This is a genomic window from Streptomyces araujoniae (assembly GCF_050871195.1).
GTDB classification, from domain to species: domain Bacteria; phylum Actinomycetota; class Actinomycetes; order Streptomycetales; family Streptomycetaceae; genus Streptomyces; species Streptomyces bacillaris.
The window spans coordinates 3111858-3130185 of record NZ_CP194070.1 but is presented as its reverse complement, the minus strand read 5'-3'; the positions used below and the strand labels follow the sequence as shown (position 1 = coordinate 3130185).

Genomic DNA, 18328 nt, shown 5'->3' with positions numbered 1-18328 from the left:
GGTTCACACAGGACACTGGTAGATGGTTCGGACAACGCGGGGGTTGCCCCCGCAGTGCATCAGGAGGCATCGGTGGCGGGCGAGTCCCCCGACAAAACGGAGCAGCGGAAGTCGTCGGGGACGGCTGCGGAGGAACGCGACCCACGCATCGCGGTGTTCCGTGAACCCGGTGCGGACGACGGGGTGAAGGCCGCCGACGGGGTGACGCCGGACACAGCTCCGTCGGACACGTCTGCGTCGGACACGTCTGCGCCGGGCACGCCTCCGTCCGACACGGCCACCGCCGTCTTCCGCCCCCGGCTTCCGGAGGACGACGAGGCGGGTGCGGGTGCGGGTGCGGCCTCCGTGGCGGGTGCTGCCTCTGCGGCGGGTGGAACCGCTGCGGACGGCGTCGCTGCCGACGGTGTCTCCACCGCGGAGGAGCCTGCGGGTGGTGCCGACCCCGCCGCGGGAGAGGCCGCGAAGGCCGAGGGGGCGCCCGCGAAGGCCGAAGAGGCGTCCGCCACGGCTGAGAAGGAGCCTGCCGAGGCTGCGGAGTCCGTGGAGGGGGCCGGGAAGGCCCCTGAGGGCGCTGTAACGCCCCAGAAGCCCTCAGAGGGCCCCGGCGAGGGCCCCGAGGGCTCCGAAGCCTCCGGCGTGGCCGCGAAGGCCCCTGCGGCGGCGGGCGCGGCCGGGGACACGGACGTCGAGGCCGAGGCCGAGGCGGCTGACACGACCGAGCGTTCCGAGGACGCGCCGGAGCCCGGTGACGTACGGCTGCGCGCGGCCGTGGCCGCCTGGGTCGACGCGGCGGACGGGGACGAGAAGCCGTCGGAGGACGCGGAGCCGTCGAAGGCCGGAGCGAAGGACGAGGCCGAGGACGGGACCGAGGCCGAGGGGGAGCGAGAGGGCGAGCCGGCGGCGGACGCCGACGCCGACGCCGTCGCGAAGGCGGACGCCGAGGCGAAGGCGACATCCGAAGCCGGACCGGAGGCCGGGGCCAAGGCCGAAGGCGGACCGGAAGCCGACGCCGAGGCCGGACCTGTAGCCAAGACCGACGTCGGCACGGACGACAAGGCCGACTCCGGCACGGAAGCCAAGACCGAAGCCGGCACGGACGGTGGCACCGACACCGACACCGACAGCGACAGCGACACCGACAGCGCCCCTGCCTCTACCCCCGCCTCTGCCTCCGATACCGGCTCCGACCTGCGAGGAATCGATCAGCCCACGGCCGTCTTCAAGGCCGTCACGCCGCCCCAGAAGGTCGACCAGCCGACGACCGCGCTGAAGCTCCCGCCGCAGGACAAGCCGGCGGAGGGCGGCGACCGGGCCAGGCCCGGCCAGGACGAGCAGGGCAAGCGGGACGAGCCCGAGAGTGCCGTCGAGCGGACGAGTACCTTCGTGCCCCTGCGTTCCGACGACGTACGGCCCGCCGCGTCCACCACCGCCCCCGCACCCGACGGGACCGGCACCGACCCGGCCTCGACGAGCTCGTCCACCCCGACGGCGGCCCCGGCCCCGTCGGCGTCGGCCACCCCCTCCTGGGCGGCGGCCGAGCGGACCCGCCAGCAGCCGCTGCCGCCCAAGCCGCCGCTCGACCTGCTCGCCGAGCTGACGAACACCCCGCCCCCGCCCGAGACCCCGGTCCGTACGGCGGTCCGGCGGGTCAAGATCTGGACCCCGCTGATCCTCCTCCTGCTGATCATCTTTGCGATCGTGCAGGTGATGCGCCCGCTGCCGGAACCGGCCCTGGAGCTCACGGCGAAGCCGACGTACGTCTTCGAGGGCGGCGACACGAAGCTGTCCTGGCCGGGCCAGGGGCAGTCCGCCGTGATGGTGGACGGCGTCGGGTCGCTCGGCTCCGAGGGCGAGCAGAAGTCCGCGCCCATCGCCAGCGTCGCCAAGGTCATGACCGCCTACGTGATCCTCAAGGAGCACCCCCTCAAGGGTGACGAGCAGGGCGAGACGATCACCGCCGACCAGAAGGCGGAGGACGAGTCCAAGAACGCGGACGAGTCGGTGGCCCCGCTGAAGAACGGCCAGAAGCTCAGCCAGCGGCAGATGCTCCAGCTGCTGATGATCCCGTCGGGCAACAACGCGGCGCGGCTGCTCGCCCGCTGGGACGCGGGGAGCGAGGACGCGTTCGTCGACAAGATGAACGACGCGGCCAAGGACCTCGGGATGACCGACTCGACGTACACGGACCCGAGCGGACTGGACAAGGCGACCGTCTCCACCGCGACCGACCAGCTCAAGCTGGCCCAGGCGGTCATGAAGAACGACGTCTTCCGGACGATCGTGGACATGCCCGAGATCGAGATCGAGGGCATAGACGGCAAGATCTACAACAACAACACGCTGCTCCTGGAGCCCGGTGTGAGCGGCATCAAGACCGGCTCGTCCACCCCGGCGGGCGGCAACCTGCTCTGGTCCGCGAACACCAAGGTCGACGGCAAGGTGCTGTGGATCTACGGAGCGGTCATGGGCCAGCAGGCCGGTACGGGCCGGGTCTATGACAGCCTGTCGCTCTCCCTGACCAACAGCCTCAAGCTGATCAAGGACGCGCAGCAGGCCGTCACCTCCGCCACGGTGGTGAAGAAGGGCGATGTCGTCGGGTACGTGGACAACGGCTTCGGCGCGCGGACCCCGGTGGTGGCGACGAAGGACCTCAAGGCGGTCGGCTGGCCCGGCCTGGAGGTCGAGCTGAAGGTCACCGACAACGGCAAGGGCATCGGGCACGAGGCCAAGGCCGGCAGCGAGGTCGGCATGGTGACCGTGGGGACGGGCACCGGAAAGGTCACGGCACCGGTGGTGCTGCAGGACGACCTGGCCCAGCCGGCCTTCGGCGACAAGCTGACCAGGATCGGCTGAGCACGAGGCGGTACGGGGGAAGGCACGGGGCGGGGTGAGCGGTGTCGCTCACCCCGCCCCGATGTCACGGGAATGTGTCGGAGGTACGTGTTAGCGTCCCCGGACAACTGAAGGACGCCGGGACGCGTCCTGAAAGGTGTACGGGGCCGGCGGAGACGGGGAGAGACCGTAGTGACCACCGCGGAGCCGAGACCCGGCCGAGAGGCGGACAGCACCACCGGGACGACCGGTGGGACGACCGGCGGGACCGGCGACACCGCTCCCCAGCAGGAGGAGACCGCCGTAGGCAGCGCCGACCCGCGCGTCCGGCTGCCTTCGCCGCGCACGCCGGAAACGCCCCCGTCGGAATCCTCCACACCGGAATCCTCCGGCCTGGAGCGCTCCACACCCGGATCTTCCGAACCGGAATCCTCCGAACCGGAATCCTCCACGAAGCAGCCCGCTCCCTCCGAGGCGGGCGCCTCCGACCCAGGCGCCTCCGACCCGGGCGCCTCCGCTCAGGGCTCCGCAGACCGGGGCGCCCCCGCCCCCAACCCCAAAAGCCCGCCCCCCACCAGGACCAGGCGGCTGCTGCGCCACCCCGCGACCATCGCCACGGTGGCCGCGGCCGTCACCCACGTCCTGTGGTTCCTCTTCTTCGCCAACAGCGGCGGCGACCTCGCGGCGCAGGACGCCTGGGCCGAGTTCGTGGGACGGCACCCGGGCACCGCGTACAACCTGGCCTGGTACGGGGGCATGCACCCCGTCTCGTACAGCGTGGTCTCGCCGTATCTGATGTCGGTGCTCGGCGTCCGCACGACGATGATGATCGCCGGTACGGTCTCGGCGGGGCTGACCGCGCTGATCCTGGTCCGGGTCCGGGCCGTGCGCAATCCGCTGGCCTGTTCGCTCGCCGGGGTCTTCGCCTATCTGTGCAACGCGCTGTCGGGGCGGGTGACGTTCGGGCTCGGCATGATGTTCGCGGTCGGTGCCGTCGCCGCCGTCTTCTGCTGGCCCTACCGCTGGCGGTACAAGCGGTGGGCGAAGGCGGCCGTGGCAGCCCCGCTCGCCGCGCTGGCCACCGCCTCCAGCCCGGTGGCCGGGCTCTTCCTCGGGGTCGTGGCCGCCGCGCTCTTCCTCCACAAACGGCGCCCCGGCGCGTACGCCATCGGGCTGGCGCCCGTCGCCGTGGTGGGGCTGTCCTCCCTGCTCTTCCCGTTCTCCGGTACGCAGCCGATGTCCCTGGGGACGGTGTCGCTGCCGTTCCTCTTCTCGGTCCTCGTCTTCCTCCTCGTACCGCGTGACTGGAGCACGGTCCGCACGGCGGCCGCTGTCTACGGGGCCGGCACGGTGCTGACGTACTTCGTCGACTCGCAGATCGGGTCGAACGTGACCCGGATGGCGATGCTGTTCGCCGGGGTCGTGCTGCTGGCGGCGCTCCCGTACAGCGTCCCGCGCAGCCGCCGCTGGTACGCGCTGGTCCTCGCGTTCGCCGGGCTCAACTTCTGGATCGGCTTCAAGAGCGTCGACGACATCGTCCGCACCGCCCCCACCGCCTCCTGGGCCCGCGAACTGGCGCCCCTGGTCAACCAGCTCCAGCAGGTCGGCGCCGAGCGCGGCCGGGTCGAGGTCGTCCCGGCGAGCAGCCACCGGGAGGCGTCGGCGCTGGCCGCGTACAACCTGGCCCGCGGCTGGAACCGGCAGGCCGACATGAAGCGCAACCCGCTCTTCTACGACGACACCCTGAACGCGGTCAACTACCGGCAGTGGCTCGATCGCTGGGCCGTCCACTTCGTCGTGCTGCCCACGGGCAAGCCGGACGGCGGAGCCCAGCAGGAGGCCGAGCTGGTCGGCGGCGGGCTCTCCTACCTCCGCGAGATCTGGGGCGACGAGAACTGGAAGCTCTACCGGGTCCTGGAGCCGACCCCGCTGGCGGACCCGCCCGCGACGGTGGAGCGGGCGGGCGCCAACGAGCTGACGATCCGGGTCGAGTCGGCGGGCAGGGTCCTGATCCGGGTCCCGCACTCGCGCTGGCTCGCGCTCGTCGACGAGAACGGCAAGAGCCTGGAGCGCCCGCAGGAGACCGAGGAGTCCAAGCTGCGGACGCAGGAGGACGAGACGGCCCCCCGGACCTTCGAGAACATCCACGGCTGCCTGAACAAGATCGAGGACGAGGGTCCGTACGGCGACGAATGGACCGAACTCCTCGCGCCGAAACCGGGGGTGTACCGGCTGGCGGCCCCGTACCAGCTCCAGCCGGGGACACCGTGCCCGGAGGAGCTGAGCTGAGCGTGGGCGGTGGGTGTACGCGTAGGTGTACGTGTGCACGGACACATACGCCCACAGCCTAGGGCGGATGTTCGCTGTACGGGCCATTGTTCGTGGGCCCTCCCTCTGCGGGCGCCGCCCTGGCAAGGTGTCCTGGCATGAGGTGCCAACACTGCGGTGGTCAGCGCGGCGCGCTGCCGGGGATGGTCTGCCCCGGTTGCGGGGCGGCCCGCTCCCGTACGGCGGCCGGGGACGGCTCCTGGGTCGCGCACGAAACCCTGGCAGGCCGCGTCTCCACCCTCCCCCGTCGGCGTAAGGCCTTGCTGGTGGCGGGAGTTGCGGTGGCGGCCGGAGGGCTGGCGGCGGTGGCCGCGCTGCTCCTGGCCGGCGGCGGGAGCGTGGGCGGCGGCACGAGCCGTACGGACGCGGCGGGCCGGGCGGGCGCGCTGCCGGACGGGACCGGGGGCGGCCCGCCGACGCGTATCGGCCCCGGGGAGGAGGCCCCGGCCACGCCCCCGGTGCGGGAGCCCCCGCCGGAAGGCCGCTTCACGGAGTGGGCGGGCCCGGGGTGCGAGGCGGGGGAGTACCGGGAGTACGGCCGCTTCGAGAAGGGCGAGGCGGGCTGGTACGGGGTCGGCTCCGGCGGCTTCACCGGCGGCGGCTGCGACGGCCGGTTCAGCGCGGTCCCGATGTCCGGCAGCCCCACCGAGGACCGGGGCTCCACCGCCACCTGGTCCTGGCACCTGGGCGACGGCTTCCGGGAGTGCGCGCTGACGGTGTTCGTACCGGCCGCCCCGGAGGGCCGCGCCCAAGATGTGGCGGGCGACCCGACCGTGTACCGGGTGCTCTCGGACCCGGACGACACGGACTCCGCGTACACCGGTTTCGCGGTGCGCCAGACGCGGCACCTGGGGAGGCCGGTGGAGGTGGGCAACTACCCGGTGAAGGGCGACACGTTCGCGGTCCTGCTCATCGACCGGGGCCGGGACTGGGGCGCGGCGGACCGGGTGGGGGCACACCACGCGGCGGCGCAGATGAGGGCGTCGTGCCGGTGAGGAGTCCCGGCGGGCCCAGCAGGGCGACTCCGAGGGCGGGAGGGCAGAGGCCCACCGCTTTTCACACCCCGGACCGGACCGGAATCGGCCTGTTCCCGCCCGGCCCAGACTGTTCGGCGGCAGGCGGGGGCAGGGGTCAGAAATGACCTTGCCCCGCCACGAACGCACCTGGTCCACTACCGGGATGCCCCCGCACTCCGCCACCCTCGTCCGCACGCTGATCGCCGCGCAGTTCCCGCAGTGGGCGGACCTGCCGGTGGAGGCGGTGGACGCGAGCGGAACGGCGAACGCCGTCTACCGGCTGGGGGACGACAAGGCGGTACGGCTGCCGCGTACGGCGAGCAGCGCGGCGGACGTGGCGACGGAACACCTCTGGCTGCCCCGGCTGGCGCCGCAGTTGCCGGTGCCCGTACCGGCCCCGCTGGCGCAGGGGGAGCCGACGGAGGGCTTCCCGTGGGCCTGGTCGGTGTGCACATGGCTGGAAGGCCGGAACCCCATGCCGGATGAGGGGACTTGGGCGCCGGAACTCTTCGCGGTGGATCTGGCGGAGTTCGTCCTGGCGCTGCGCCGGATCGAGGTGGCGGGCGCCCCGCCCGCGTACCGCGGAGAGTCCTTGGCCTCCCGGGAGGAAACGACCCGCAGGGTGATCACCGACCTGGACGGCGTCATCGACGCGCGCGCCGTCACGGCCGCCTGGGACAAGGCGCTGACCGCCCCGGCGGGCTCGGGGACACCGGTGTGGGTGCACGGCGACCTCCAGCCGGGGAACGTCCTGGTCGCGGAGGGCCGCCTCACCGGGGTGATCGACTTCGCGTGCATGGGCCTGGCCGATCCGGCCGTCGACCTGATCGCCGCCTGGTACCTGCTGCCGGCCGGGGCCAGGGAGGCGTTCCGTACGACGGTGGAGGCCGATGACGCGAGCTGGGAGCGGGGGCGGGGCTGGGCCCTGTCCATCGCGGTGATGGAGCTGGCGGCCTACCGGGAGTCGAACCCGGTGATGGCGCGGAACGCGTGGTGGGTGCTGGAGGGCCTCCTGGCCGCGTAGAACTGGCGGCACGGCCTTCCGTCCACCTCGTGGGACCGGTGGCACGACCTTCCGGTCACGTCGTGGAACCGGCGGGACGGCCTTCCGGTCACGTCGTGGAACCGGCGGGACGGCCTTCCGGTCACGTCGTGGAACCGGCGGGGCGGCCGCGTGGGTTCGCCCTGGCCCCCGGTCGAGAGGGGCGGTGCCCCCCGGAGAAAGTGGGGGGCCAACCCCAGTGAGTCCCAACGCGCGGACTTCTAGCGTCTGATGGGTGAGAAACACAGAGAAGAGCACCCGTAGCCTGGCCGTTCGCAGCGCCGCCGCCATGGCCCTGCCCCTGACCCTCGCCGTGGGCCTCACCACCTCCCCGGCCCTGGCCGCACCTCCCCGGCCCTCCCCGCCGGCCTCGCCCTCTCCGGACGCCGACGGGTCGGGCCTCCGCACGGGCGGGGGCCTGGACCGCTACTACCACCAGCGCCTGTCCTGGGGCACCTGCACGCAGTCGCCCGGGGACACGGCGGGTCAGGACCTGGACAAGGCGGGCGTGCAGTGCGCGGACGTCACGGTCCCGCTGGACTACGCGGCTCCGAGGGGCCGGACGATCACGGTCGCGATATCCCGGCTGAAGGCCACCGACACCCGCCACCGCATCGGCTCGATCCTGCTCAACAACGGCGGCCCCGGCGGCCCGGCCGTGGACTCCCCGCCGGCCATCCGCACGGCGATGAAGGAGGTCGGCCCCCGCTACGACATCGTCGGCTTCGACCCGCGCTTCGTCGGCCGCAGCACCCCGCTGGACTGCGACTGGCCCGTCAGCTTCACCTGGTTCTCGGCCGGCGCGGGCCGGGCGGGCTTCGATCGCCAGGTGGCCCTGAGCAAGAGCCTGGCCGCCAAGTGCCGGGCCACCAACGCCTCGGTGCTCCCGCATGTCACCACACGGAATACGGCCCGAGACATGGACGTGATCCGGGGCGCGCTGGGCGAGCGGAAGATCTCCTACCTGGGCTATTCGTACGGCACCTACCTGGGCACGGTCTACACCCAGATGTTCCCCGGCCGCTACGACCGGATGGTCCTGGACGGAGCACTGAGCCCGGACGACTACGGCCCCCGCCTGATGAAGAACGCGGTGCGGGAGAACGATGAGGCGCTCTCCGCCTGGGCCACCTGGGCGGCCGCCCGCCACACGACGTACGGCCTGGGCCGCTCCCGTACGGCGGTGCTCGCGACCATCGACCAGGTGATGGCGAAGGCGGCCCGCGGTCCCCTCACGCTGGGCACGGCCCCCGACGTCTTCCGGATCGACGACACCCACATACCGACGCTGCTGTTCATGGGAGGGGCGGACGACACCGACGGTTCGAGGGCGTTCCTGGCCGAGCAGGTGAAGACCCTGCGCCAGGCGGCGAAGAACCGGAGGACGCCACTCCCCCCGGAGTTCGCGGAGATGCTGCGCTTCGCCCTGACGGGCGCGGACTCGGCCTTCGGCAGCGCCCAGACGGCGATCATCTGCGGGGACGTACGGGCCCCGCGCGACCCCGAGGTCTACTGGCGCGACATCCAGCGCACCCGAGCCGCGCACCCCCTCTTCGGCCCCCTCACCGAGAACGTAGGCCCCTGCGCCTTCTGGAACACCCCCCGCGAAGCCCCCACCCGCATCACCCACGGCGCCCAGGCCCTCATAGTCGCCGCCACCGGCGACCCCCGCACCACCTACCGCAGCAGCACGGCCCTGCACGCCCAACTCCCCGGCTCCCGGCTGCTCACCCTCAAGAACGCCAACCGCCACGCCCTGTACGGGGAGTACGGGAACGCCTGCGTGGACGACAAGGTCAACCGCTACCTGGCGACGGGCCAGCTGCCGAGGAAGGACGAGACCTGCGTGAAGTGAGGCCGAGGGGAACAGACCGAGAGGAAGAGCCCGAGGGGGAGAGTCCGGGAGGAAGAGATCGCGGGAGGAGGAAGGCCGGCATGGTCCCCTTCGATTTCGGTCAGTCCACCTCGATGCCGTAATCCTGGACCAGCTCCTCCAGCCCGCCCGGATATCCACGACCGCCGGTGACGAACTGCCAGTCCCCGTTGGCCCGCCGGCGGAAGGACCCCAGGACGAGGGCGGTCTCGTCGTCGCGGCCGTCGGAGACGTCCAGCCGGTCGAGCTGGGTGCCCTCGGCGTCGAGCAGCCGGATTCCGGCGTCGCTGAACCCGGAGAGATCGGCCGTGGGATCGGCGACGGGGTCGACGGCGGCGATGACGACCACCCGGTCGGCGCGGGGCGGCAGCGCGTCGAAGGAGACCTGGATGGCGGCCTTGTCCGGCGGCACGGGGGCGAGCGCACGGACCGTGCCGTCGGGCGTCCGGGGGTTGTTGTAGAAGACGAAGTGGTCGTCGTCCAGGACCTGGTTCCCGTGGCAGACGAGGGCGCAGACGTCGAGGGCGACATCACCCGACCAGTACATGCCGAGCACGTTGTGGTCGTCACCGTCGCCGTGCCCCGCACGGTCCGGCGCACCAGGCTCCGCAGGCACAGCACCGGGTCCCTCCCCACCGCCCAGCCGCCCCCGCAGCCCGTGCCGGTGGAGCAGATCGACCAGCTCGGAACCGGCGACCAGCTCCAGGGGCTTGCCGTTGGCGAAGGTGTGGGCGCCGGGCCCGAAACGGGAGGTGGTGACGAGCACGCCCTTGTTGGCCCCGGCGTCCTGGACGGTGCCGTACAAGTCGCGGACGGCGGAGGGCGGCACGGTGTTGCGGTAGCGCTTGACCTGAACGACGATCTTGCCGCCGCGGATCGGGGCCGGGTCCAGCGCGTCCACGTCCACCCCGCCGTCGTTCGAACGCTGGGTGGTCACCGCCTGCATGCCCATGGCCCGGAAGAGGTCGGCGATCAGCCCCTCGAAGGCGATGGGGTCCATCTCGTTCAGGTCCGGCTCCTCGTCACCGCCATGGGTGATGATCCCGTTGCCGACGTCCTCGGGGACCCGTCCGGGCCGCACGGCCGCGTACTGGTCAGGGCGCGTCGACAACTGCCCCCGCAGCCCCTCCACCAGGCAGGTGACGGCGTTCACCTGCTCCAGGTGCAGGGCGGCGAAGGTGGAGCGCGAGGCCATGACGGTGCCGAGGACCATGGGCGCCCGCCGGCCGGTCGTCGGATCGTGATCGTCCACGAACCCGTTCAGGGCGACCGACTCCAGCGCCCCGAACTCATCGGCCGCGAAGAGATCACGCAGCACCAGCAGCAGGCACTGCGCGAGGACGTCCCGGTACAGGGTGCGGCGCTGAGTGACCGGCCTGGGCGAGTCCTTCACCTGATCTGCGTTGATCATGTAGCGCGCCGACTTCGCCTCCGGCACGATCCCGTACCGCGGCAGCTCCCAGTCCAGCACCAGCTGCCGGGCCCCGGAGTCGTACGCCGCCGACACCTGCCGCGGCAGCCCCTCCGGCCACCCGGTCGAGGCGTAGAGCGCGGCGGAGAAGTACTCGACGGTGGCCTCGGGCTCCCCGCTGCGCAGCCCCGCCGCCATCTCCGCTATGGCCGCGTTGTGCCCCCGTATCTCGGCCAACTGCCCTGCGGCCCACTGCTGGTACTGCTGCCGGTAGGCGGCCGACTGCCCCGGCGCACAGGGCGGCACACTCTCCGCCCGAGCCAGGGCGCCCACCCTGAAGGCCGGGGCCCGGCACCCCGCCGCCAGCAGCCCCTGCAACGCCTCGACCTGCGCGTCGAGTTCCTCGGTACGCCGCCGAGCCTCCGCCTCCCGCAGCTCACGGTGTATCCTCCGCTGCTCGCGATAGCTGGGCCCGAACTCCCGCTGCCGGGAGCGTTGTTGCCAGTCCAGATCCCGCTGGTAACCGGCTTGCGCTTCCTGTCGACGTTGCTGTTGGCGCTGCGCTTCAGCCCAGGCGCCGACCCACCCATTGGAGCGACGGCTCATGCTCTACAGGCCCTCCCCACCAGCGCCCCGGCATACCCGCACCTGGCCCCTGGCCCCATAACCAGCAGTGATGAACCGACTCTAGTCGGCAACCAGCCATAGGCCCATGCCCTTGTCGCATATGCCCGTACGAGGTGGGGCAGAGGGCCTCCGCGTATGGGGAGGGCACGTGCCGGGGAACGCGAGGGAGGCGCCTCGGGGGTGATCCCGAGAGGTTCCCTGAGGTGTGCCCCCGGCAGGGTCCGAACCTGCGACACCGGCGTCAGGAGTGGGGTCGGATCTTCGCCGGAGGCTGCTGAGGCGCCGGTGGATCGGCCCGCTCGGCCCCAGACGGGTAGGGCTTGTGGGCGGCGCGGGGCCGGAGCGGTCGAGCGAGTCGGATCAGGCGTCCGCTTGAAGCCTGCTGCGCGGCACGGCCGGTGGCGGGGACGGCCTCCAGTCGCAACCGGTCACCGCCTCCGCCAGGCCGGAGAAGCCGGTCTGTACGGGTTCCAGCCGCTGGAGGCCGACGAGGCTGATCGTCTTCTGAGCAGGGCACCGCTCGTCCAGCACCCGGGTGGGCAGGACGTAGAAGGTCCACTGCGTGAGGTCGAGAGGGTCCAGGCTCTGCTTGTCCTGATGGTGCAGCAGGCAGAAGACATACGCGTCCGAGCGGCGGACGACCTCGGGCGACATCATGCCCGGTGTGGCCTCCCACCGGGCGGTGGGAGCGATGGAGAAGGAGATCTTCGACAGAGATTTCTGCGCCCAGGACTGCAGATAGGCGGCCGACTTCACCTCGATCCGGCACCCCTCGGGGGTGCGGATGTCAACCGTGTCCCATTCCACACGGGTGCCGTCGACGCAGCCCAGCGCGGTGCCGACGATGTACTCGGCCAGGACTCCGCGCATGGTGTTGCCCACGAGATCGGAGCAGGCCCACTGCCAGAAGTCACCGAGCGTCCCCACAGCACCGCCACCGGCTCGCAGGGGGTCGCTCTCGCTTCGCCTCTGGGCGGTCAGCGGGCCGAGGCGGACGTTCATGGGTTCCTCCAGTGAGGCGAGGGGCATCGCAGACGGGGGCAGCGCTGGTATGGGTGGGCCCGGTGGACGGGTGGGAACGGCTTCGGCTTTCACCGCATTCCCAGTGACTTGTGCACTGCGTTGGTCAGGGCCGTCGCTCGCATGTCGTCGGAGCCGCTGATGATGTGGTTCATGACGTAGCCGAAGGCGACGAGGTGCTCCGGGTCGGCGAAGCCGAGTGAGCCCCCGCGGCCCGTGTGTCCGAAGGCGGCAGAGCCGGTCATAGGAATAGCGGCGGTGGGCAGCATGAATCCCGAGCCGAAGCGGCTCGGGACCACCATGACCTGGTCGCGCCCGTGGGCCTGCTCCTCGGTTGCCGAGGCCAACGTCTCCGGGGTGAGCAGGCGTACCCCGTCCACCTCGCCGATCAGCGAGGCGTACATGCGTGCCAGGCTGTGCGCGGTACCGATGCCGTTGGACGAGGGGAGTTCCGCGGCCTGGACCTCGGGGGAGTCGAAGTCGATGTTCGCGGGGTCGGTGACCGCGAACGCCGTGTTGCTGAGCGAGTTCGGGTCGCGCCAGGCGGTGACGAGGTCGCGGAGGTCCTCGGGGACCGCCTCCTCGGGCACGGTGGTGAGGTCGACGTCCGGCCTTCGGTACGCCATGCGGCTGACCCGGTCGCGTTCACCGGCCGGCAGCCCGATGAAGAAGTCCAGCCCGAGCGGTGTGGCGATCTCCTCGGCGAAGAATCGGCCCGGTGTCCGGCCGGACACCCGGCGGATCACCTCGCCGACGAGCCAGCCCCAGGTCCGGCCGTGGTACCCGTGTGCCGTTCCCGGAGTCCACTGCGGGCGCTGGGCGGCCAGGGCCGCCGTCATGGGGTGCCAGGCGAGCGCCTGGTCCAGCGGTACCGCCCGGTCGAGGGCGACCAGGCCGGCGCGGTGGGACAGCAGCCAGCGCACGGGGATCTCCGCCTTGCCGTTCGCGGCGAACCCGGGCCAGTACTCGGCTACCGGCGCGTCCAGGTCCAGGGCGCCGCGCTGGACCAGCAGATGCGCTGCGGTCGCGGTCGCACCCTTGGTCGCCGAGTAGACGAGCTGAAGGGTGTCCTGCTCCCACGGGCGGCCGGTGTCCGGATCGGCGACGCCGGCCCACAGGTCCACCACGGGGCGGCCGTCCTGGTAGACGCAGACCGCCGCACCGATGTCCTCGCGCTGGGCGAAGTTCGCCGCGAACGCATCCCGTACCGGTTCGAACCCTGCCGCGACCTCACCGTTGATCACCGTCATGACGCCCATCCTGGCACCCGCGGACGCTCGCTCCGAGGTGCGAGTTCCTGAGCAGCGGAGATCAGGCCGTGACGGGTACCGCGTGGAGACGTTCGCGGAATTCCCGTACGGACGGGACGGTCCTGTGGGGTTCGAGTTGGCAGGAGAACTCCTTCAAACGGTCCAGTGCCCGTACGGAGCTGACCTCGTCCTCCAGGAGCGCGGTGCCGTAGTTCGCGGCGTCCAGTGCTCCGTCCAGATCACCGCCGGCCAGCCGGGCTTCGGCAAGTCGGCTGGAGCGTACGGCCTTGTCCCGGGGCGCGGCCCGCTCGACGGAAGTCTCCAGAGAGCGTGTCGCTCGCTCCACCTGGCCCGCGCGGAACAGCACCTTGCCCTCCGTCGATTTCACCTGCGCCTCGCCGAACCATCCGAGCCAGTCCGGGGCATCTCCCGCCGTCTGGCGTTCCCATAGGGAGGCGGCACGGTTGAGGGCTGTACCCGCCCTCTGGTGATCGCCGTCGCGTGACAGCGCCTCGGCCTTGTGCAGGTGGAGGAAGCACTGAGCGGCGGGCGGCAGTGTGCGGGGAGCGTTGTCGATGCCGACCGAGATCAGGTCGACCCGCTCGGCCGTGCGTCCGGCCTCGGAGACGTGGACGCCCATCTCGGCCAGGATGAAGGCGCCGAAGGCATCGTCCCCACCGGTACGGGCGCTGCGAAGCGCCCCGACGTAGTACCGCTGCCCTGCGGACCGCAGCCCTGCGTCGTATGCCATCCATCCGGTGAGATGCGATGTCCGGGCGGCCAGTGCGTACAGGCGGACGCGGATGCCGTCCGTGTACCGGCCGCCGCTGAGCAGACCCGTGACCAGGGAGAGGTCACCCCGAGCCTGTTCCAGGAGCCGGGCCCCTCCCAACTGATCATCGAGGGTACGAAGGGTGCTGACGCGCTGCTCGATCGTCGAGACCATCACGTCGGTGACGCGGTCTCCGTTGATCGCCGATGCGAACGCGGAGGGCGCCTCGACCCAACTCGACGCGAGCCCCGTCAAAGTGGCACCGGTGATGGTGAGAAAGCCCCGTCGATCCAACCGTCCACTCCCCACGAGATCCGCCAGCGCCTCGACGGTGCCGGCCTCGGTCCATGACGCGGTGAGCTCAGTCACCTCCCAGACCGGAAGCCATCGGGGCCAGCCCTCTGCCCGTGCCCGTTCGTACGGGATGGACAGCAGGTCGCTGAGCACGCGCTGGGCGTCCGCGTCCGGTTCCTGCCCCTGCTCCCACTTCCAGACGGTCGTGCGATTCGTCGCCAGGGGGATGCCGAGCAGCTTCCCGCGCGCCTGCATGAGGCGGGCGAACTCGGCCTTTCCCCATCCGCGCGACTGACGCACGAAGGTCAAGGGGTGGACGGCTAAGGACTCACCGGGCACGTCATCACTCCTGCCGTATCCCAACAGGGCTGCTGTGGACCGCATTCCATCCCTGTGTACGGGGGTGGCGTCCCCTGGAGAAACCCCCTGGAAACGTTCCGCACCCGAGGGGCCCGGCCGTTCACTGGACATCGGTCGTCCTCCGGGACGGGACCCGTTCGGCCGCGGCAAGCGAGTCCGGGCAGGGACCGCACTCCCGGGGCAGGCGGCGGTCGGCGGTGCCGTCGGTTCTCGGTGGCTCTCCGAGATCCCGCTCCGTCCGGCTGTCTCCCCGCCTCCCAGCAACCGCACTCAAGTCGTCCGTGCCCAGCACGAATACGGGCGCGGCCCCCAGCCTGCGCCGGAATTCCGGCGAAGGAACCCAAGAGGAAGGAGAGCGAGATGGCAGAAGTCACGACGCCGTCGTCGGCCCGGAGCGGCCTTCTGGTGGCGGTCGAGGAGCTGGCCTCCGTCCACGACCGGTACGACAGCCTCCGGTCGGACAACGCCGGTAGCTCCGGCGACTCGCCGTGGCCCGGAGGCGACGGCAACCTGCACGACAGCGAGTAGCGGGCGGCGGCGGGGTCGCCCGGTTCTCCGTGCGGCCCCGCCGCTCCCTGGCAGCCGATCTCATGAGGAGGAAGAGATGGAACACCGACTGACCAGTGCCATCGAGACGGCGCTCGGGTGGAACGGCGCGGGCGGACTCGGCAAGGGCTTCGCGCGGGGAAGCATCGACGACCCGGACCTGATCTCGCGCGTACTCACCCCGAACCGCCTGCTCGACATCGTCATGCGCCGGAGCATGAACCGTCCGCAGTTCCGCGTCTTCCAGGAGAGCAGGGAAGTCCACCCAGCCATCTACTTCACCGACAGCGTCAGCCCTCGGGGTCAGAGCATCCCCATGGTGAACATGCACAGCCTCGGCCGGTTGCTGGGGGAGGGGGCCACGGTCATCCTCGACCAGGCCAACGTCTTCGACCCGACGATGGAGGTCGCCTGCCGGGCGCTCCAGTGGTGGACGCGCGAGCGTGTCCAGGTCAATGCCTATCTGACGACGAACAAGGCGTCGGGCTTTCCCCTGCACTGGGACGACCACGACGTGGTCATCGTCCAGCTGGCCGGCGAGAAGAGCTGGGAGGTCCGCGGCACTTCCCGGGCCGTACCCCTGTACCGGGACGCCGACCCCAATGACACCCCGAGTGAAGAGGCCATCTGGTCCGGGACGATGAAGACCGGTGACGTGATGCATATCCCCCGCGGACACTGGCACCAGGCGACCCGCGACGGCCACGGTTCGGGGAAGAGCCTCCATGTCACGTTCGGCATCACCAAGCGCACCGGGGCAAGCTGGCTGGCGTGGCTGGGCGACTGGTGCCGCGAGAAGGAGATTTTCCGGCACGACCTCGACCGTCGCGATGAAGCGCCGCTCCACGCCCTGGCTGAGGCCGCGGCCCAACTGGTCACCGACCGCCCGCCGACCGACTTCCTGGCCGCGTACGAGCAGGCGATGCCGCTCCCCAGGCAGGTTCCCTTCCTGGACGTCTTCGGAACGCTGGACGCGGTGGTGTGCACCACCCATTTTGCTCCACGCATCGAGGAGCACGGTGAGACCGTCGATGTTCTGGCCTCGGGCAAGAAGCTGACCTTCATGGCCAAGGCGCTGCCTTCACTGCGGCTGCTGCTGAGCGGCAGGCCTGTCCCGCTGGCCCAGGCGGTCTCCGTCGTCGGGGCCGAGGCCGCAGCGGTTGCCGAGATCCTGGTGAAGGAGGAGCTGTGCGCGGTGCTCACCCCCGAGTTGTCCTCGGGCTACACCGGTCTCGTCACGAACGCCGCCTCCTGACCGGAGCGCTGGAGCTCGGCGTCACCTCGATCGACACGAGCACCAACTACTTCGGCTTCCACGCACACACCGTCCTGGCGCGGGAGGCCGGCGACCTCCTGCCGAGGTTCACGGTCTCCACGAAGGTGGGCTACTTCCCCGGACGGGAAAGGGCCGAGCACTCCTTGGACCCCGTACGGCTGTACGAGGCTGTGGAGCGCGCCGCCCGGGATCTCGGACGGGAGCCTGACCTGGTGTTCCTGCACAACCCGGAACACTCCCTCGGCGGCACCGTCGGCAACGGACGGGACGCACTGGCTCAGGCGTGCGCCGCGCTGGATGACGCCACATCAAAAGGGCTGTGCGGCAGCTGGGGCGTCGCCTCATGGGACCCGATACCACTGGTCGGCCTGGTCGATCCGACCGCGCTGAAACCATCGGTTCTCATGGCGCGCGCCGGGCTGCTGGTCGGCGCCGGAACACTGGACGCCGTGGAAGCCCTCACGGCGGCCTGGGGCCTCGACCCCGGTCGAGCGTGGGGCATGAGCCCCTTCGGCGGCAGCACGGGAGACCCTGTATGGGATCGGATCGACCCTCGGGTCTTCCTCCGGGACGGTGACGGATTCTCCCGTGTCCAGGCCGCCTTCCGGGCCTCTTACCGCCTTCCCGATGTCGGGACCGTAGCCGTGGGCACGGACGATCGGACTCACCTGGGTGAACTGCTCGACGCCCTGGTCGCCGAACCTGATGAGCGGACGATCCACGAGTACCGCGTCCTCCTCCGGGAGCGGTTGACCGCTCAGCCCGCCTGAAGCTCCGCGATGACCTGGCGTGCCCGGTGCCGGGCGGGTTCGACCCGAGGGTCCTCCGGGTGTGCGTCCGGCCCGAGGACCTTCGCACACACGAAGAGCGTCATCAGCCTGCCGTCCCGGCTCTCGAAGTCGTGCCGCCGCTCGCTCCGTACACGGTCGGCCAGGGCGGGGACGGCGAGCGAGGCGCCCCAGAGCGTCGCCGCGTCAAGCCCTTGAGGTGCGTTCCCCCAGTCCTCCCAGTCGAAGAGCGAGAAGGCCGGCGCGCTCATATTGGCCCAGTTCAGGTCGGCGTGGGCCGGAACCCATCGCCCGACGGCCGTATCGATCACCTCGGGGAACACGCCCTGGACCGACTCGGTGACCAGGCCCTGCGTGATCGTGACCGTGTCCGGAGTGGCCACGCGCCCGGTGGTGTTCCGCGCGAGCGCGTCCAGGGAGGATCCGAAGGCCCGCCACCACTCTCCGGACAGCGCCGGCTCCTCGACCAGGACGGCGGTTCCGATCGGCGTACCGGGAAGGAGATCAGTTTCGTCGGCCCGCCACATCACGGGCTCGTCCGCGTCCCGCCAGACCACACATCCCCACCACGCGGGCTGGGCGACGCCCTCAAGGCGGGCTGCGCTCTCCGTACCGTTCCATCCCTGGCCGGTGATCCTGTCGAGCGGGCGCCGCTCCACCCGTACCCAGGTGTCACGGTCGGTCCGTGCACCGACGGACCGGCGCTTACGCACCACCGTGCTCGGATCCAGGCGGGTCCGAAGGGAGCGCTCGACGCGGTCGAGAACCCTGTCGACCGGCTCAACTCGGAGGTCGACAGGGCGAGCAGCGGAGACCGAGTGCGTCATGCCGGGACCGTAGCAGCGAGCTGCGGTGCTCAGGGGGCATCTGAGCCAAGAGGGGCGAGCGGCTAC

Annotated in this window: 13 protein-coding genes; 8 read left to right on the top strand and 5 right to left on the bottom strand. The window is 71.3% G+C overall.

The genetic code is table 11. The features are described from left to right. Positions 1-72 precede the first annotated feature (72 nt). The 5 genes from ACQ9ZG_RS13230 to ACQ9ZG_RS13210 all read left to right on the top strand — a co-directional run bounded on the left by ACQ9ZG_RS13230 (position 73) and on the right by ACQ9ZG_RS13210 (position 9073). A complete protein-coding gene (locus ACQ9ZG_RS13230; protein WP_499280550.1) occupies positions 73-2853 on the top strand; it encodes a D-alanyl-D-alanine carboxypeptidase family protein in 2781 nt (926 codons plus the stop codon). A gap of 171 nt (positions 2854-3024) precedes the next feature. Continuing rightward, positions 3025-5121 (top strand): DUF8823 domain-containing protein, encoded by a 2097-nt coding sequence (locus tag ACQ9ZG_RS13225; protein WP_109916774.1) that lies wholly within the window; start codon positions 3025-3027, stop codon positions 5119-5121. Between the two features lie 137 nt (positions 5122-5258). Continuing rightward, positions 5259-6155: an adhesin gene (locus ACQ9ZG_RS13220; RefSeq protein WP_499280549.1), complete on the top strand. Its 897-nt coding sequence runs from the start codon at positions 5259-5261 to the stop codon at positions 6153-6155. 184 nt (positions 6156-6339) lie between these two features. After that, on the top strand, positions 6340-7200 hold the full coding sequence (locus ACQ9ZG_RS13215) for an aminoglycoside phosphotransferase family protein (RefSeq protein ID WP_109916604.1): 861 nt from the start codon (positions 6340-6342) through the stop codon (positions 7198-7200). Between the two features lie 307 nt (positions 7201-7507). Then, a complete protein-coding gene (locus tag ACQ9ZG_RS13210; RefSeq protein ID WP_109916605.1) occupies positions 7508-9073 on the top strand; it encodes an alpha/beta hydrolase in 1566 nt (521 codons plus the stop codon). Positions 9074-9173: 100 nt separating this feature from the next. Here the strand turns inward: ACQ9ZG_RS13210 and ACQ9ZG_RS13205 are convergent, their stop codons facing one another. The 4 genes from ACQ9ZG_RS13205 to ACQ9ZG_RS13190 all read right to left on the bottom strand — a co-directional run bounded on the left by ACQ9ZG_RS13205 (position 9174) and on the right by ACQ9ZG_RS13190 (position 14804). After that, positions 9174-11108, bottom strand: coding sequence for a restriction endonuclease (locus ACQ9ZG_RS13205; protein WP_109916606.1), 1935 nt, complete (start codon positions 11106-11108; stop codon positions 9174-9176). A 381-nt stretch (positions 11109-11489) separates the two neighbouring features. Further along, a complete protein-coding gene (locus tag ACQ9ZG_RS13200; protein ID WP_109916607.1) occupies positions 11490-12131 on the bottom strand; it encodes a hypothetical protein in 642 nt (213 codons plus the stop codon). Between the two features lie 89 nt (positions 12132-12220). Next, positions 12221-13399, bottom strand: coding sequence for a serine hydrolase domain-containing protein (locus ACQ9ZG_RS13195; protein ID WP_109916608.1), 1179 nt, complete (start codon positions 13397-13399; stop codon positions 12221-12223). A 61-nt stretch (positions 13400-13460) separates the two neighbouring features. Next, on the bottom strand, positions 13461-14804 hold the full coding sequence (locus ACQ9ZG_RS13190) for an NsdA family TPR-like regulatory protein (protein WP_499280546.1): 1344 nt from the start codon (positions 14802-14804) through the stop codon (positions 13461-13463). Positions 14805-15185: 381 nt separating this feature from the next. On the opposite strand from ACQ9ZG_RS13190, the gene ACQ9ZG_RS13185 reads away from it, so the two are divergent. From ACQ9ZG_RS13185 to ACQ9ZG_RS13175, 3 genes are all read left to right on the top strand, one after another. After that, positions 15186-15353 (top strand): hypothetical protein, encoded by a 168-nt coding sequence (locus tag ACQ9ZG_RS13185; RefSeq protein ID WP_165273173.1) that lies wholly within the window; start codon positions 15186-15188, stop codon positions 15351-15353. A 76-nt stretch (positions 15354-15429) separates the two neighbouring features. After that, a complete protein-coding gene (locus ACQ9ZG_RS13180) occupies positions 15430-16626 on the top strand; it encodes a JmjC domain-containing protein (protein WP_109916610.1) in 1197 nt (398 codons plus the stop codon). Further along, positions 16560-17417, top strand: a complete 858-nt coding sequence (locus ACQ9ZG_RS13175; protein WP_109916611.1) for an aldo/keto reductase — start codon at positions 16560-16562, stop codon at positions 17415-17417. The genes ACQ9ZG_RS13180 and ACQ9ZG_RS13175 overlap by 67 nt, the downstream gene beginning before the upstream one ends. Here ACQ9ZG_RS13175 and ACQ9ZG_RS13170 read toward each other — a convergent pair. Beyond that, the gene (locus ACQ9ZG_RS13170; RefSeq protein WP_109916612.1) at positions 17405-18262 is read right to left on the bottom strand and encodes a hypothetical protein; all 858 of its coding nucleotides are present in this window, start codon (positions 18260-18262) and stop codon (positions 17405-17407) included. The genes ACQ9ZG_RS13175 and ACQ9ZG_RS13170 overlap by 13 nt on opposite strands. Between the last annotated feature and the right edge of the window lie 66 nt (positions 18263-18328).